Source organism: Aeromonas sp. FDAARGOS 1405 (genome assembly GCF_019048265.1).
Taxonomy (GTDB): Bacteria; Pseudomonadota; Gammaproteobacteria; order Enterobacterales; family Aeromonadaceae; genus Aeromonas; species Aeromonas veronii_A.
On the sequence record NZ_CP077311.1, the window covers coordinates 1,992,364 to 2,006,469 of the forward strand.

Below are 14,106 nucleotides of genomic sequence, written 5' to 3' on the forward strand. Positions count from 1 at the left end.
GGATCAGCCGAAATCGAACAGCCGTGACATCAGCACCGCATCTTCCCGATCATTACCGGTGCCGTAGTAGTCGGCGCGTCGGCAATACTCGGCAAAGCCGGCACTCTCGTAGAGGTTGATGGCGGTCTGGTTGCCAGCCCGCACCTCGAGGAACCAGGCCTGTGCACCGGCTTGCTTGCTGCGAGTCAGGTAGGCTTGCAACAGTGCCCTTCCCAACCCCTTGCCCTGACATTCGGGATGGACACAGATGTTCATCAGCGAACTGTCTCCGGCTACCAGATCCGAAATATAGAAGCCGGCCGGGCGACCATCGACCAGCATCAAACCGTTGAGATAGCGAGGACCGAAGCAGGAGAGCAGGTTGGCCTCACTCCACGGCTCCTTGTGGGCAGCCTGCTCAATGGGGTAAACAAGGTCGAAATCGGCTTCGAGCAGGGGGCGAAACTCAGGCATGGTGACTCCGGGTAGCTGAATAGGGGATGTCTCGGGGTTGTCAGACACAACTTTTGTAAAATCAGGTAAATAGAGCTGCTTCAGTGAGGATGTTGAAGGCAGGATGCAGGATCATGCCGTGGAACTTGCCATATGTCGGCGCAGTTGTTGCCACAAGGCTCGCTTTTGCGCGGCGCTGGGGTCTAGCGGACAGATCAGCGCATCGGGTCGTTCCGGGTTGGCCTCCGTCAGCCAGAGTAGCGGCGAGGCGCCCGCCGTTTGCAGATCGGCAGGCGGCAGCTCGCTGAGCAGTGAGACCTCCTCGGGTGTCATGCCGAGCAACTGGCAGATATCCGCCAGCAGCGTGGTGGCAGGCAGCTGAGGTGCCAGCAACCAGAGTTTGCCGCTGGGCAGCGGGGCGCTGGTGGCGGGGGCTGTCTGGCTGGTATGTTGCTCAAGCTCTCGAGCGGGGTCTGCGCCCAGCAATGCCGGACGACGCAGTTGCCAGCTTTGAATGCCCATGCGGGCCAACATGCTCTGACGAACGGGATCTTGCATTTGAGGCGACTCACTCTTGATCTGCATTGGGGAAAAATGTGTTGCGCAGGGTACACTCGAACCGCTTTTGCTGCACCCTTTGTAACGCATCATCTGGCGCATGCTGGCATGGTGCCATCAGGACACTGGCTATGCATGGGCGCAACACGATGTCTATACGGTATCACGCCGACCTTGGTTTTTTTCCTGCCAGAGGCGGGTATTGTGCGGCAAGAGATACCAGAATAACCATCATAACCAGACAAAACCCTATGGCGAATAGATGGATATCACGCCTTGGGGTCATCATTATCCCAGCTTCGGAACCGTCTCTATGTCGCCTTTAGCTCAAGCCAAGAACCCTGCGCGTCTTATTCCTATCCAGGAGCGCCTGCCCCGGTTGCTGGCCGCCCTCGGTGAGGGACTCTACGAACGGCAGGATGCCCTGCGCCTCGGTCTGCTGGCGGCCCTCAGTGGCGAGAGTGTCTTCTTGCTGGGGCCACCAGGTATCGCCAAGAGCCTGATCGCACGCCGCCTCAAGCTGGCCTTTCACGACGCCCGCCACTTTGAATACCTGATGACCCGTTTCAGTACGCCGGAGGAGGTGTTCGGCCCCCTCTCCATTCAGGCGTTGAAAGAGGATGGCAAATACCTGCGCCTCACCGCTGGTTATCTGCCAGAGGCCGAGGTGGTGTTTCTCGACGAGATCTGGAAGGCGGGCCCCGCCATCCTCAACACCCTGCTCACCGCCATCAACGAGCGACAGTTTCGCAACGGCGACAGCCAGCACCCCATCCCGATGCGGTTGCTGGTGACCGCCTCCAACGAGCTGCCGGCGCCGGATAGCGGGCTGGAAGCGCTTTACGACCGGATGCTGGTGCGGATCTGGATGGATCGGGTGCAAGAGAAAGCCAACTTTCAATCCATGTTGGCCAGCGATGGTCACGCCCACCAGAACTTGCCGGAATCCCTGCAGATCCGGGGTGATGAGTACGAGCAGTGGCAGAGCCAGATTGAACAGGTGCGCTTGCCGGATGCCTGTTTCGAACTCATCTATCAGCTGCGCCAGCAGCTCGACAGCCAGTTGGCCCACCGCTGCTATGTGTCGGATCGTCGCTGGAAGAAGGCGGTACGGCTTATCAAGGCGAGCGCCTTCTTCAACGGTCGTGACGAGGTCGCGCCGGTAGATCTGCTGCTGTTCAAGGACTGTCTATGGCATGACGAGGAGTCTCGTACCGCCCTGCTGGAGATGATGACCGAGTTTTCCCGCCTCTATGGTTATCAGCAACTGGCGATGACCCGCCAGCTGCTGGCGCTGCGGGATCAATTCAAACAGCTCAAGCAGGGCGTGTCCCAGCGTCTCTGCTGCAAGGCACGCAAGCGTAAACAGTGGTTTGGCCGACGGGCGAGGGGGATCGAGATCCCCCTCGCCAACGCCAGACCCTTTGGCAAGCAGGTGCACTTCCATCTGCTCACCCCGGCACCGCTGGATGGCAGCGATCCCGAGCGTCTCACCAGCACCCTGGTGTTCGATCGTACCCTGCTTTCCCATTGGCATCCGACCGGCGAGGCGCTGGTGGGTTATCAATATGGCAACCCGAAAGAGGGACACTACGAGCTGGTACTTGACGATGAGCTGCGCCTGCAGGTGCTCGATATCCAGCGCCAGCAGATCCCGCTGGTATTGATGGAGCGCAACGCCATCCCCGAGGTGGTGCTGGCGCCCTGGCTGCAAGCGCTCGACGAGCAACTGGTCCAGGTCGGCAAGGTGATGCAGGAGCTTAAACAGCAGCGCACTCTGTTCGATCGTCATCGGCAGCACCTCTTTATTGCCCAGCGCTGGCTGCAACAGGTGGAGGACAGCTTCTTCGTGCTGAGCCGGGATCTTGAACTGCTGCGCGGCGAGCTGACACAGTGGCGCGAGCGGTTGCCAAGGCTGGACGAGTAAGGAGCGCTCATGCTTGAGATTGGCATGCTGGATCTGGGACTGCTGATTGGCGAAGGGGAGCTGGCAGGGGAGGTGGCACTTTTGCTTGCTGCTTCGCCCAAGATCTCCGAGTTCATCAAGCGCTCCCCGCTGCAGGGCAAGCTGCTGAAAAAGCGCCTGCAGAGCTGGGGTGAGCAGCTTGGCGAGGAGATCCGTCACAAGCCGGTGCCGGTGGCGCTGGAGCAGGAGTACCTGCTCTATCAGGCGCACCGGCAGTTGCCGATGACCGAGCTGATTGGTCGCCTGCCCGCCCTGCTGGAGTCGCTGGATCACTACAGCCCCTTTGCCGGTGAGGCCCGTTCGCTGGTTCGCCAGCTGATGGCTCACCCCACCGAGGGGCTGCGCCAGCTCTTTATCGACAAGTGGCGTGCCAGTCTGGTGGGGAGCCTGCTGCAACTGCAGCAGCAGATCGCCGAGGCGGAGCGGGAGAAGCAGCGTCAGGAGATTGAAGATCAGCTGCTGGCGAGCCGCACCCTGGCCGATGCCCTCGATCCGAACCAGATCTCAGCCGGTGGTCTTTGGGATCTGGCGCAGGGGCACTGGCACAAACGCAGTCTGGTGCTGGTCAAGCAATACGCCCGTATGTTGCAGCGCGAGCCCTTGCTGGCGGAGATTGCCGCTCTTCTCGGGCGCAGCGAGCGGGATCGCCGGGCGCAGGAGCAGCCGGTGCCACCGGTTCAGGTGCTGGAGCTGGAGCCCGCCCCCAGCGACGATGTGCCGGACGACCTGGTGGGCATCCACCAGGCGAGCGACCTGATGCGGCTACTGCCAAGCGAGGCGGTGATGCTGGGGCTGCCGGAGCTGGAGCTGGAGTTCTACCGCCGCTATCTGGAGCGGCGCCTGCTCAGTTACCAGTCACGCGGCACCTTGCCGCGCCAGCGCATCATGCAGCGCACCCCGGAGCAGGGGGGGCAGCAGTTGCAGCAGCGGGGCCCCTTTATCGTCTGTGTCGATACCTCCGGCTCCATGGGGGGCTATCCCGAGGAGTGTGCCAAGGCACTCTTTCTTGCGCTGCTCAAGGTGGCGATGGATGAGAAGCGCGGTTGCTACCTGATGCTCTTCTCTACCGAGGTGGCGACCCTTGAGATCACCGCCGATACCGGACTGGACAAGGCGGAGCGCTTCCTCTCCATGAGCTTTCACGGTGGTACCGATCTGGTGCCTTGTCTGGAGAAGGCGCTGGTCAAACTCGATGAGCCCGCTTTTGCCAAGGCAGATGTGCTGGTTATTTCGGACTTTATCGCTCAGAGTCTGCCCCATGCCCTGCTCGAGCAGATGAACCGCTATCGCCAGCGCCAGACCCGCTTTCACGCAGTGGCCATGTCCCGGCACGCCAAGCAGGCGCTGCTGCGGGTATTTGACAACAGTTGGCTGCTCGATTGTGGCCTGCGCGGTCGGTTGCTTCGGCGATGGCAGCATCATTAGTCACCGGATGGGGCAGCTCATCTCTTTTCTCCCTGCATCCCCATCTTATTCCAACATTATGATATCCCTGTGAAATGTGACCAGGTAGCCATTCGAAGCATCTCTCCTTGCGGTAGCCTATATAGCCATTGTTACAGGGGACAAGAGAGTGATTTTCCAGTATCGGCTTGCCCGGTGCTCTTTCCCATTGATCCGGAGTGTGTATGAGCCGACTTGCCTTGCTGCTGTTGTTGGCGGTATTCGGGCTTGCAGCCAAACCCTTGTCACCCGAGCAGTTGGAAAATGAACTGGAGGGTATGGAGCAGGTCCATCAGCCTATCGAGTTGCTGCGGGAGCGCGTTGCTCGCTTGCTGCGGGATGGCAGCGACTATCCACCGTCCCAGCTGATGCGGATCAGTCGTCTGGCTTGCTGGGCCCAATCTGCCGATGACATCCAGGCGTCTCGCCGTGCGATTGCGTATGCCGACAGACAACTGGTGCTGGCTCAAAAACAGGAAGATGACGCAGCCATTGCAGAGTTGCTCATCTGTCGTGGCTGGTTCAATCAGCTACTCGGCGAGGTGGCACAGGCTCGTCGTGATTACGATGAGGGGCTGCGGGTGGCTGGGGAGGCTGCCCTACCCAAGCTGGAGGCGCTAGCGCTGTCCCACCGGGGAGCCATGTTGTCGTTTCAGGGGGCATCCGGAAAAGGATTGGTGGATCTCTCCAGGGCGCACGACATCTACGAACAGTTGGGATTGACCACTTGGTACAACCGCACGCAGCTCGAGATTGCCGCCGCGTTTCGTCGCATGGGCCTCTATGCCGAGGCGTTTACCACCCTGAATCGATTGCATGATCACTTTGCTCACAGCCATGACGAGTTCGGTCTGGTGAGGATGAGAGAGCAGTTGGCTCTGGTTTATCTGGAGACGGGACGCTATCAGGAAGCACAAAATGAGCTTGAACATAGTCTCGCTTTCTTGCATCAGCCCGAGTACCGGATTGAACATGCCGATCGTCAGGTGATGCTGGCGGAGGCTCTGCTCGGTCTGGCACATACGAAGGAGGCCAAGCGTTTGCTGGTGCAGGCTGCTGGCGTGCTTACTCCTGACGTAGACCCTATCCTCTACGCCCATCTCGAGCTGGTGATGGCTAAATTACAGGTGAAAATACGGGAGCCTGCCCCGGCCCTGAGCGCGCTGGAGAAGATTGAACCGATCCTGGAAGCTGAGGGGCACACTCGTTACTTGATGGACCTCTATGCCGTCCGAAGTGGTGCATTCGAGTTGCAAGGGGACTATCCGGCGGCATTGGCGGCGCTCCGAGATCATCTGGCACAGGAACAGCGTCTCGACCAGATGCAACGAGAGCAGAGTACCGCCTGGGTGCGCGGCCAGTTTGAACTGACCCGCCAGGCGGAGGAGAACAAGCGGTTGCGGGTCGAGCAGCAGTTGCAACAGCAGGAGCTGGCGCGGATCAAGGAGCGTCGCTTTTGGTTGCTGGTGGTGATGGTGCTCTGCGGGGGCGTGGTTTTGCTGATGATGAGATGGTTGCTTGAGCGCAATCGGCGAATGCATCGGTTGGCCTTTACCGATGAGCTGACCGGTATCGATAACCGGCGTCGGGTGCTGGTGGATGGTCGTGAACATTTTGAGCTGGCCCGCAGACAGCAAATGCCCTTTTCGCTGTTGCTTTTTGATATCGACCACTTCAAGCGGATCAACGATTTGCTGGGGCATCATCAGGGAGACCGGGTACTGCAGTGGGTATCCCGAATGGTGGCAAGAGAGTTGCGGCAGCAGGATCTGTTGGGCCGCACCGGCGGAGAGGAGTTTTTGGCGCTGCTGCCGGAGACGGGGCTGGAGGAGGCGTCTCGTGTGGCGGAACGGATCTGCTCCAGGATCGGTCAACGGGCGTTGCCCGGTTTGTCTCATCCGGTGACCATCAGCATCGGGTGTGCTTGCCTGCGCGATGATGATCAGGATCTGGCCGCGTTGATCCGGCGTGCGGATGAGGCTCTCTACCGGGCAAAGGGGGCCGGGCGCAACCGGGTGGAAACAGACGACTGACGGACTGGGTATTTTTCACTCGCGCGGGTATAATGTCGCGCAATTTTGCTTTGACTCAGGCGATAAGACCCATGTAACGCAACCCTCCTCCCTCTCTCCACCAGGTTGGCAACACGCCAGCTGGCGTGGCTTTCGTTGCGTATACATGTGCCGTGAGCGGCATTCCGGATTTATTCCCACGGTGGCTGATGCCACCGCCCAATAGAAGAACGTTGAATTATGTCAGCTGAATTTCTGAGTGAAGTCTCCAAGAGACGCACTTTTGCGATCATTTCGCACCCGGATGCGGGTAAAACCACCATCACCGAGAAAGTCCTGCTGTTCGGACAGGCCATTCAGCGCGCCGGTACCGTCAAGGGCCGTGGCTCGGGCCAGCACGCCAAATCCGACTGGATGGAGATGGAGAAGCAGCGTGGTATCTCCATCACCACCTCGGTGATGCAGTTCCCCTATGCCGATTGTCTGGTCAACCTGCTTGACACCCCGGGTCACGAGGACTTCTCCGAAGATACCTACCGTACCCTGACCGCGGTCGACTGCTGCCTGATGGTCATCGATGCCGCCAAGGGTGTTGAAGACCGGACCCGCAAGCTGATGGAAGTCACCCGTCTGCGTGATACCCCCATCCTCACCTTTATGAACAAGCTGGACCGCGAAGTGCGCGATCCGATGGAAGTGATGGATGAAGTAGAGCGCGAGCTGAAGATCATGTGCGCCCCGATCACCTGGCCTATCGGCTGCGGCAAATCCTTCAAAGGTGTCTATCACCTCTACAAGGATGAGACCTATCTCTATCAGAGTGGTCAGGGCCACACCATCCAGGAGAAGCGGGTGGTCAAGGGACTGAACAACCCGGATCTGGATGCCGCCGTCGGCGAAGATCTGGCTCAGCAGCTGCGTGACGAGCTGGAACTGGTGCAGGGCGCCTCTCCCGAGTTCGATCACGATGCCTTCATCGCTGGCGAGATGACCCCGGTCTTCTTCGGTACCGCGCTCGGTAACTTCGGTGTCGACCACATGCTGGATGGCCTGACCGACTGGGCGCCGTCTCCCATGCCGCGCAAGGCCGAGAGCCGCGAAGTGGTGGCGACCGAGGAGAAGTTCTCCGGTTTCGTGTTCAAGATCCAGGCAAACATGGATCCGAAACACCGCGACCGTATCGCCTTTATGCGTATCGTGTCAGGCACTTACAGCAAAGGCATGAAGATGCGCCACGTGCGCATCGGCAAGGATGTGAACATCTCCGACGCCGTGACCTTTATGGCCGGTGACCGTGAGCAGGCGGAAGACGCCTTCGCCGGTGACATTATCGGTCTGCACAACCACGGCACCATCCAGATCGGTGACACCTTCACCCAAGGTGAAGATCTCAAGTTCACCGGTATCCCGAACTTTGCACCGGAACTGTTCCGCCGCATCCGCCTGCGCGACCCGCTCAAGCAGAAGCAGCTGCTCAAGGGGCTGGTCCAGCTCTCTGAAGAGGGGGCGGTGCAGGTGTTCCGTCCGCTGATCAGCAACGATCTCATCGTCGGTGCGGTCGGTGTGCTGCAGTTTGACGTGGTGGTTTCGCGCCTCAAGAGCGAGTACAACGTCGAGGCCATCTACGAGGCGGTCAACGTCTCCACCGCCCGCTGGGTGGAAGGGACCGACGTCAAGAAGTTCGAAGAGTTCAAGCGCAAGAACGAGGTCAACCTGGCCCTCGATGGCGGTGACAACCTCACCTACATTGCACCGACCATGGTCAACCTGCGCCTGGCACAGGAGCGCCACCCCGACGTGCAGTTCCGCCAGACTCGCGAGCACTGATACTGCTTACCAAATCCCGCCAGATGGCGGGATTTTTTTATGCATCAAGGAGAGGTGATGGTTGAATCGATGAATCCTGCCTGCTCGGCTCTGGCTGAGAGTTATCTGTTATCCCTGCCGGTGGCAGCACGGGCTCGTCATGTCTCAGCGGACTACTTCTGTGCTGATGAACACAATGCCAACCTCTGTGCCGAGCTGGTGGCAGCAGGCCGCAAGCGAGCGACCTGTAGCCTCGCTTACTGGTATCTGGAGAAGGGCGAGCGGATGCCGGAACAGGGTGACTTGCTGGTGGTAACAGACTGGAGTGGTCACCCCAAGGCTCTGGTTGAACTGGTGTCAGTCACCTTGTGTCCATTCGATGAGATTGATGCTGCGTTTGCCGCCGAGGAGGGGGAGGGCGATGGCTCTCTGGCTTGGTGGCGCAAAGCGCACAAGGCATTCTTCGAATGCGAGATGAAGGCGGAAGGGGGCGAATTTGATGAGCACGCCACGCTGGTGCTGGAGCGATTCCGGGTAGTGGCGCTGCCATAATAAACGAAGCTGCAAGCAGGGGAGACTCCTGTTTGCAGCTATCACTTTAGAGTGCCAGGTCCAGCACCATGCAGATCTCGCAATCCCCGTGGCCGGTGCAACCAAGGGGGCCGGGCAAGTGTTCAAAGCCCAGTGATTCGTAGAGGCTGGTGGCTTCGCGCAGTACCTCAGTGGTCTCCAGATAGCAGCGGCGATAGCCCAAACCACGAGCGGCATCCAGCGCTTGCAACACCAGCCGTTTGCCAAGGCCCAGTCCGCGCAGGGCGGGCATAAAGTACATCTTCTGCAGCTCGCAGACTCCCTCTTCTCCCGCCAATGGCGCGATACCGCCACCGCCGAGGATGGAACCGTCCGGCCCTTCGATAACCCAGTAGCGACTCTTCTCCCCCTGATAGCTCTGGGAGAGGGTGTCGAGATTGGGATCCGAGACCCCATACCCCTTGTCGGCGGTGAGGCCATATTCGGCCGAGACGGCGCGGATCACCAAGGCGATCTGGGCATTGTCCGCCGCCGTGATGGGGCGGATCTGGTAGCCCCGCTGGCGACGGGCGCGGGAGAGGGCGCTGCGATAGAGCCGCAGCCCTTGCCATAGCTGCTCCCGCTCGGGCAGGCTCAACTGCGCCAGCATCTCTTCCATCGCCCCGTCCATCTCCCGGTGCAACTCCAGCAGCATCCCCTGACCGTTGACGGTGAGGCGGGCCTCCTTGCTGCGGCCGTCGGAGGGGTGCGGGTGCCAGCTGATGAGATCCCGCTCGGCGAGGCGCGCAAGCGGGCGGCTGGCGTTGGATTTGTCGATGTGCAGCTTTTCTGCCAGCTGCTGGTTGGTGGCCGGGGCGTTCTCCAGCTCGATCAGCAGGTGAGCCTCGATGGGGGTGAGGGCCAGATTGCCGCACTGCTGGGAGAGCATGCCGAGTTCGCGAACCAGATCGCGCGACAGGGCGCGCAGGGGACGGGGATCCATATCGTGGTTTCCTTTTTAGTTGTGCATGACAACTAAAATAGCGTAAAAGTTGTAATTCGCAACCTTTTGCTGTGATGACTTGCAGAATATGGGGTGAGCGGCAGCCCCGTTGATTGGGCTGCCGCAGGATACTCGTCAGGCGGCTGCTCTGATGGCCAGCTCCGGGCGGCGGGAGAAGCAGCGGGCGAGCAGCAACATGGTGGCGACGCCTATGGTGCCCAGCACCAGCCAGGGGAGGGCAGGTTGTCCCTGTTGCAGCGAGAAGTCATAGAGGGAGCCACCGCCCACGTAGCCGGTCATGCCCCCCAGCGCCAGTCCGAGGCGGCTGAAGCCCATGTAGCTGCCGCGGGCTGTGGGGTTGGCCAGCCGGGTCATCAGGGTCTCCCGGGCCGGTTCGCAGATGATGATCCCCAGATAGAAGCAGGCCAGCAGTACGAAGATGCCGGAGAGGGTGCTGACGAAGGCGACCAGTCCGATCCCCACCGTCATCAGCAGGATACCCGCCATCAGCCGGCTCTCCAGCCGATAGCGTCGCTCGCTGAAACGGGCGATAGGGTAGAGCAGCGCCAGTGACAGCGCCGTTTCCAGGCTGTACATCCAGCCCACTGCCGTGGTGGTGCCGGAGAGCTGCTTGACCAGAATGGGGAAAATCAGCATCACCTGTACCCACAGCATGTAGTAGCCGCTTAAGATCAGCACCAGTCGGCAGAAGGCGCGATCAGCCAGTACCTGTCCCAACCCTTCCCGCATAGGAGTCGGTTTGACCGAGAGGCGGTAGGCGGGCAGCAGGGTCCAGTTGCAGAGCGCCGCCAGGGTGAAGAGCCCAGCGCCCAGCAGGCAGACGTAGGTGAAGTCAAAGCGCAGCAGCCAGCTGCCGAGCAGGGCACCGGTGACGGCACCCGCGCTCTCCAGCATCATCAGCAGGGAGATAAAGCGGCCCCGCTCATGGGGACGGGTAAATTTGATCACCAGTGCCGCCCGTGGCGGGTCGAACAGGCAACCGCCCAGACCCGAGAGGAAGCAGGAGAAGATCAGCATGGCGCCGCTGTCGGCCCAGGCCAGGGTGGCAAAGCCGACGGCGCGCAGCAACATGCCGGTGACGATGAGCGGGCGGGCGCCGAAGCGGTCGGCAAGCGAGCCGCCAAAGATCCCCAGCCCCTGCTGGGTCAGCTGGCGCAGGCCGAGGGCCAGCCCCACCAGACCGGCCGCCCAGCCGAGCTGGTCGACGAAGCGCAGGCTGATCATCGGCATCACCACAAAGAAACCCAGGATCACCAGTGTGGTATCCAGCGCCAGAAACCAGCGTCCCCAAAACCTCGCCCTATCGACCATAACGCCCTCTCATTCACAGATACCTTCATTCTGGAGAGGGTTTAGATATAGTGGTAGACGACAACTACCTATATTTCATATCAGGATTATTTATGTCTATGGATCTGGACGATCTGCAACTGCTGCTGGATGTGGCCGAGCTGGGCAGCTTCAGTCAGGCGGCGGCCATTCGTGGCTGGTCACAGCCGCTGGTGAGCCAGCGGATTGCCCAGCTGGAGGAGAGCCTCGGGGCACCGCTGTTTCAGCGTCATCGGCGCGGGGTGACGCCGACCCGTGCCTGCGAGGAGTTTCTGCCATCGGCCCGCTCTGCGCTGGCGATCCTGAGCGAAGGGCGGCTGGCACTGCAGGGGGCGCCTGCGCTGCCTTGTATCCGTCTCTCCAGTCTGCCATCCCTCACTTCGGTGGTGTTTGGCTCGTTATTGATGGAGCTGGTGGACGAGCCGTTCGAGATCCGCTGCACCACGGATCACTCCGGCGAGATCATGCAGTCGCTGCTGACCGGGGAGGCCGATATCGGCTTTGTACTCAAGCGCCCGCCGGTTGCGGGCCTCCAGATGGAGCTGCTCTGCTGCTCCCCCATTATCGCTATCGCCTCGCCATTGCATCCGCTGGCCGGTTGTCACGGTCTCACCCTGGAGGATATTGCCGACCAGCGGCTGGCGCCTCAGGTATGGGGGCCGGGGTGTGACGTCTTTATCCAGCAGTTGCGGCGGTTGCGGCGGGCCGCCAGCCCCCTGCATGCGGTGCAGCCCGCCAGTGCGGCGCGGGATCTGGCGCTGGAACACGGGTTTATCACCCTGATGCCGGAGCTGGCCATCAAGCGGGATCTGGAGGTGGGGCGGCTGGTCAGGCTAGATGTGCGCAATCTGCCGCAAGAGCATTGGGATGTGATGATGGCGTGGCGCGGTGGCAAGCGGCCCAACCCGGCCCGGGAAACCGTGTTGGCCACCGCCCGCGCGCTGGCGAAACGGTGGCGCAATGAGTAGAACGATGCGGGACAAGGCCCGCATCGGGTGGATCAGTAGCTGGCCTTGAGGGTTACGCCACTGAACGCGGAAAACCCTGACAGCTGCACATGCCAGGTACCCGCCTTGGGATTGGTGAAGGAGCAGCTTTCGTTATTGCCCCCCTTGTAGGGGCGGCAGTCATAACTGCTGCTGGTGGGGGCGCTGCCAAAGCGGACGTAGAGGTCGGCATCTCCGGTGCCGCCGTTGCTGCTGATCTGCAGCGACCTGGTGCCCGCCGGTACGTTCAGGGTGTAGTTGAGCTTGCCACCCTTGCTGGCGGCGAGGTTGCTCACCGGCACGCCGTTTTGCAGTACGTTGTCGCTCGGTGGCGGCGTGGTGCCGCAACTGGCATCAACCCCGACGGTCTGGAAGGCACGAGCCACATCCGCCTGACTGTAACCCAGGTCGGCGGTCGCCCGGCTGACGCCGCAGGCCCCTTGCTGGTAGTTGGTGTTGGCTCCCCAGTAGAGGCGGTTGGCCAGCAAGAAGACTTCAAATGCCTTGCGGGTGTTCCAGCCGCTGCTGGTGGCGAGCAGGTAGAAGGCGCGGTTATAGACCCCGGAGCTGTGGTGTACATCCATCCCCTCCTGATAATCCGCGGCATGGCCGATGGATCTGCCATCCCGGGTCGGATCCTCGAAGTAACGCAGGGAGCCGTTACCCTTGAAGATCTGGGCACCGACCAGCCAGTCGTTGCTCCCCTTCATGTAGAACTCGGCCGCTTCACCCGCCATATCGGAGAAGGCCTCGTTGATACCGCCGGATTGTCCTGAATAGATCAGCCCGGAGTTCTGCTCGGTAAAGCCGTGGCTCACCTCGTGGGCCGCCACATCGAGGCTCACCAGCGGGTGGAAGGTGGTGGCGCCGTCACCGAAGGTCATCTGGCTGCCATCCCAGAAGGCGTTCTCGTAATTCTTGCTGTAGTGAACCCGCATCTTCAGTTTGAAGGTGAGGGGGGCCGTGTTGTACCAGTTGCGGTACATGTCGAACACCACGTTGCCGAAGTAGTGGGCGTCGTTGAGGGGCGAGTAGGCGCCGTTGATCTCCTTGACCCGGTTCTCCGGACAGGTGAACTGGTGGATGGCGCCGCCTGAGGTGGCGTGGTTGAGGTTGATGGTATCGACGTTGGGGCTGGTCATCCGGCAGTTGTCATCCACGATGAGCGGGCCAAAGTCGGTGCCGTAGACGTATTTGCCGGTCTTGATGTTGCCCCCCGGGCCGCTGGCATCCTTGTGGTTGATCCCCTCCCAGCGTTTGAGCTCCTCACCGCTCTGGGCATCAAGAATGACGAAGGGGCGGCTTGGCTTGTCACCTTCGGCGATGAAGGAGACCTGATAAACCAGCCGGGCCAGCCCGTTCTCATCCTGCATCACATAGAGTTTGACCTGCTCGTTACTCCCCTTGCTGCCCGCCTTGGCCTTGCTGGTTGCATCCTGTGGCGAGAGGGTGGCGGCCGGGCTTGCCACATCCTGATCGATCTGGCGCAGCATGCGCCCGCTGGCCTGTTGCAGCTGGCCGTTCAGGCTCTTGTCAGCCACGATGACCTGACCCATTACCGGGATGCCGTTCCAGACCTGCTCGTAGCGGATCCGCTGCTGGCCGTTGGGCAGCTTGACCACCCGCACCTGACGAAACTCGCCATCTTCCAACTGCAAGGTACCACTCGCGGCACTGAGGCCGGTTATGGCCCGGATGCCGTTTGTCGTTACGTTGATCTCTACCTCTTGCGCCGCCAGTGCGGCGCTTCCCCAGCAAGCCAGCGCAACGGCCAGATAAATTTTATTCATCTCTTCTTTCCTTAAATCGATGAGGTTGATAAACCGACCGAAGGTCGGGCGTTTTGAAGCTAGTGCCGGTGGGGGAAAGTACCCCCTGTCAAAAGTGACAGAGCAGCACAAAGGGGTAGCAGGATCTGCCAAAGTGCCGTTTGTGGGCATTCGTCGGCGCCATGTGGAGAGCATTATCCGGTTTCAGACACCCACCCTCCTCTTTTGAGGGAGGAGAGATCGTGCGCAGTCACCCTCTGCGAAGCCTGCC

General features: G+C 60.8%; 11 protein-coding genes. 6 read left to right on the forward strand and 5 right to left on the reverse strand.

Features of this window, described 5'->3' with window-relative positions:
- Nucleotides 1-3: 3 nt before the first annotated feature.
- Entirely contained in the window at nt 4-453 is a 450-nt protein-coding gene (gene rimI, locus I6L35_RS09450; protein ID WP_216980113.1) for a ribosomal protein S18-alanine N-acetyltransferase, read from the reverse strand.
- A 111-nt stretch (nt 454-564) separates the two neighbouring features.
- On the reverse strand, nt 565-990 hold the full coding sequence (locus I6L35_RS09455) for a DNA polymerase III subunit psi (RefSeq protein ID WP_216980114.1): 426 nt from the start codon (nt 988-990) through the stop codon (nt 565-567).
- A gap of 313 nt (nt 991-1,303) precedes the next feature.
- Here I6L35_RS09455 and I6L35_RS09460 point away from each other — a divergent pair, with 313 nt between their 5' ends.
- The 5 genes from I6L35_RS09460 to I6L35_RS09480 all read left to right on the forward strand — a co-directional run bounded on the left by I6L35_RS09460 (nt 1,304) and on the right by I6L35_RS09480 (nt 8,769).
- Complete coding sequence (locus I6L35_RS09460; protein ID WP_216980115.1) at nt 1,304-2,917, forward strand: ATPase RavA domain-containing protein; 1,614 nt, start codon at nt 1,304-1,306, stop codon at nt 2,915-2,917.
- Nucleotides 2,918-2,926: 9 nt separating this feature from the next.
- Nucleotides 2,927-4,381, forward strand: coding sequence for an ATPase RavA stimulator ViaA (gene viaA / locus I6L35_RS09465; RefSeq protein WP_216980116.1), 1,455 nt, complete (start codon nt 2,927-2,929; stop codon nt 4,379-4,381).
- A 203-nt stretch (nt 4,382-4,584) separates the two neighbouring features.
- Nucleotides 4,585-6,432 (forward strand): diguanylate cyclase, encoded by a 1,848-nt coding sequence (locus I6L35_RS09470; protein WP_216980117.1) that lies wholly within the window; start codon nt 4,585-4,587, stop codon nt 6,430-6,432.
- Between the two features lie 216 nt (nt 6,433-6,648).
- The gene (gene prfC / locus I6L35_RS09475; protein ID WP_110304084.1) at nt 6,649-8,238 is read left to right on the forward strand and encodes a peptide chain release factor 3; all 1,590 of its coding nucleotides are present in this window, start codon (nt 6,649-6,651) and stop codon (nt 8,236-8,238) included.
- Between the two features lie 57 nt (nt 8,239-8,295).
- Entirely contained in the window at nt 8,296-8,769 is a 474-nt protein-coding gene (locus tag I6L35_RS09480) for an ASCH domain-containing protein (RefSeq protein WP_216980118.1), read from the forward strand.
- A gap of 46 nt (nt 8,770-8,815) precedes the next feature.
- Here the strand turns inward: I6L35_RS09480 and I6L35_RS09485 are convergent, their stop codons facing one another.
- Nucleotides 8,816-9,730 carry a bifunctional helix-turn-helix transcriptional regulator/GNAT family N-acetyltransferase gene (locus tag I6L35_RS09485; protein ID WP_216980119.1) on the reverse strand — a complete coding sequence of 305 codons (915 nt, stop codon included), beginning with the start codon at nt 9,728-9,730 and terminating at the stop codon, nt 8,816-8,818.
- 135 nt (nt 9,731-9,865) lie between these two features.
- Complete coding sequence (mdtH, locus tag I6L35_RS09490; RefSeq protein ID WP_005340523.1) at nt 9,866-11,062, reverse strand: multidrug efflux MFS transporter MdtH; 1,197 nt, start codon at nt 11,060-11,062, stop codon at nt 9,866-9,868.
- Between the two features lie 92 nt (nt 11,063-11,154).
- On the opposite strand from mdtH, the gene I6L35_RS09495 reads away from it, so the two are divergent.
- Complete coding sequence (locus I6L35_RS09495; RefSeq protein ID WP_216980120.1) at nt 11,155-12,048, forward strand: LysR family transcriptional regulator; 894 nt, start codon at nt 11,155-11,157, stop codon at nt 12,046-12,048.
- A 32-nt stretch (nt 12,049-12,080) separates the two neighbouring features.
- Here I6L35_RS09495 and I6L35_RS09500 read toward each other — a convergent pair whose 3' ends face one another.
- Nucleotides 12,081-13,856, reverse strand: coding sequence for a M4 family metallopeptidase (locus I6L35_RS09500; RefSeq protein WP_216980121.1), 1,776 nt, complete (start codon nt 13,854-13,856; stop codon nt 12,081-12,083).
- Nucleotides 13,857-14,106: the final 250 nt, after the last annotated feature.